This is a genomic window from Kytococcus sp. HMSC28H12, from assembly GCF_001816045.1.
GTDB lineage: Bacteria > Actinomycetota > Actinomycetes > Actinomycetales > Dermatophilaceae > Kytococcus > Kytococcus schroeteri.
This window is the reverse complement of sequence record NZ_KV824560.1, coordinates 1-2,378: the sequence shown is the minus strand read 5'-3', so window position 1 is coordinate 2,378 and position 2,378 is coordinate 1. Positions and strand designations below refer to the sequence as shown.

The following is a 2,378-nucleotide window of genomic DNA, read 5'->3' as shown; positions in this document are numbered from 1 at the left end:
CCGCCCGGCGGCCGGGGGAGTGGTGAGCACCTCTTCCTCCCACCAGGCCAGGGTGCCGTGGGCCGCCTCCAGCACGTGGCCGGCGGACGAGAGCAGCACGGCGTCGTCGGCGCCGCGCCCCAGGGCGGTGCGGCGTGCGTCGGCGAGCACCGCCAGGTCCGGCCCCTTGACCTCGGGAGCGGTGCGCGGGTCGGCTCCCGGGAGGGTCCACAGCCTCGATGCGGGACGACGCGGCGGCGCGGGGCGCAGCAGCACGGTCACCCCGGTGGTGCGCACCTCCAGCCGGGGGAACCACTCGCCCTCGGCCAGCTCGGCCGGCATCTCGTGGGTGGCGGCCACCACCTTCTCGGCCCAGTCCGGCACGCCCGGCCAGGTGCGCGCGGCCGCGGCCACGGTGCGCTCCAGGTGGTGCAGGCGCCCCGGCCACCAGCCGTCCACGTGGCGCCACGAGGTCACCACCACCGGCTCGGGTGCTGCTGCGGCCTCCACGCTCCTCCTCCGCTCTCCGGGCATCACTCGCACGGCCGCTCATTGTGCGGCATCGGTCACAGGGGTTTGCGGTCACCGGGTCCGTGGCCTACGGTCGTGGACACCTCATCCAGAGCGGCCGAGAGACGTGGCTCCACGACGCCGCGGCAACCCGGCGGACCGACAGGTCCGACCACGGGTGCCACTGCCACGAACGATGCGAAGGAGTTCGAGATGCAGCACCGCACCTCCCCTCACCCCCGCCTGAGTGGCGCCGCCCGCACCTCGATGTCGGGCACCTCCTGGGCGTCGCGGCGAATGCCGGCGGCGCAGCGGGCCGCCTGAGCCCCCTGCGCCGAGCCTCGTCCTGAGGCTGACGACCCCCTTTCCCCGCCGCCGCCCCATCGGGTGGCCGGCTGACCGCACCCCGATGCGCCCTCGCGCCGGGGCGGTCCCCCGTACCCAGGAGACGCCATGACCCAGCCCACCACCGCCACCGAGACCACCCCGACCACCCGCGCCACCGCCGACGCCCCCTCCGCCGAGGCCCTGGACCCCACCACGTGGGGCCTGGCCACCCGCGCCGTCCACGCCGGCCAGGTGCCCGACTCCGACACCGGATCCCGCGCGCTGCCGCTCCACCAGACCACCAGCTACGTCTTCGCCGATGCCGACCAGGCCGCCAACCGGTTCGCACTGGCAGAGCTGGGCCCCATCTACACGCGCCTCAACAACCCCACCACGCAAGTGGTGGAGGACCGCCTGGCCGCCCTGGACGGTGGGGTGGGCGCCCTGCTGCTCTCCTCCGGCCAGTCCGCCACCACCCTGGCGCTGCTCAACCTGTGCGACGCCGGCGACCACGTGGTGGCCTCGTCCCACCTCTACGGCGGCACGCAGAACCTCTTCGCCGTCACCCTCAAGCGCCTGGGCATCGACGTCACCTTCGTGGACCCGGCCGACCCCGCCGCCTGGCGCGCCGCGGCCACCGACGCCACCAAGGCGTTCTTCGGCGAGACCGTCTCCAACCCCTCGGGCACCGTGCTCGACATCGCCGCCGTGGCGGAGGTGGCGCACGAGGTGGGCGTGCCGCTGGTGGTGGACAACACCATCGCCACCCCGGCGCTGCTGCGCCCCATCGAGCACGGGGCCGACGTGGTGGTCTACTCGGCCACCAAGTTCCTCGGCGGGCACGGCACCGCGGTGGCCGGTGCCATCGTCGATGCCGGGCGCTTCGACTACACGGCCCATGGCGACCGCTTCCCGCACTTCACCGAGCCGGACGAGACCTACGGCGGCATCGTCTTCGGCCGTGACCTGGGCGCGGACGGGGTGTTCGGGGTGAACCTCTCCTACGTGCTGCGGGCCCGCGTGGTGCTCCTGCGCGACCTGGGGGCCTCGGTCTCGCCCTTCAACGCGTGGCTCATCGCCCAGGGCCTGGAGACGCTCACGCTCCGTCTGGAACGCCACCTGTCCAACGCGCGCACCCTCGCGCACTGGCTGGCCGAGCACCCGCAGGTGCAGCGCGTCCACTGGGCCGGGCTGCCGGACCACCCCTCCCACGCGGTGTCGGCGCGCTACCTGCCCGACGGTCCCGGCTCGGTCGTCTCCTTCGAGCTGGCCGGCGGTGCCGAGGAGGGGCGCGCCTTCGTCTCCGCCCTGCGCCTGCACAGCCACGTGGCCAACATCGGCGACGTGCGCTCGCTGGTCATCCACCCGGCATCCACCACGCACGCCCAGCTCTCCGAGGCCGACCAGCGCGCGGCCGGCGTCACCCCCGGGCTGGTGCGGCTCAGCGTCGGCATCGAGGACGTGGACGACCTGCGCGCCGACCTCGAGCGGGGGTTCGCGGCCGTGGCTGTCGGGGGTGCGCGGTGACCGCCACGCTCCCGAGGCGTGGCGCGGTGTCCGCC

2 protein-coding genes and 1 riboswitch are annotated in these 2,378 nt (G+C 74.7%); of the genes, one reads left to right on the top strand and one right to left on the bottom strand.

All coding sequences use genetic code 11. The features are described from left to right. On the bottom strand, positions 1-489 hold a 489-nt coding region (locus HMPREF3099_RS08695; RefSeq protein WP_168168493.1), incomplete at its 3' end, for an aminotransferase class IV. Positions 490-591: 102 nt separating this feature from the next. Continuing rightward, positions 592-692, top strand: a riboswitch (SAM riboswitch). A 250-nt stretch (positions 693-942) separates the two neighbouring features. Between HMPREF3099_RS08695 and HMPREF3099_RS08690 the strand changes: the two genes are divergently transcribed. Beyond that, positions 943-2,343: an O-acetylhomoserine aminocarboxypropyltransferase/cysteine synthase family protein gene (locus HMPREF3099_RS08690; protein WP_083323654.1), complete on the top strand. Its 1,401-nt coding sequence runs from the start codon at positions 943-945 to the stop codon at positions 2,341-2,343. The last annotated feature ends 35 nt before the right edge of the window (positions 2,344-2,378 follow it).

Excerpts from the sequence above, each read along its gene's own strand:
- HMPREF3099_RS08690 (WP_083323654.1), top strand. The coding sequence starts at position 943 with ATGACCCAGCCCACCACCGCCACCGAGACCACCCCGACCACCCGCGCC.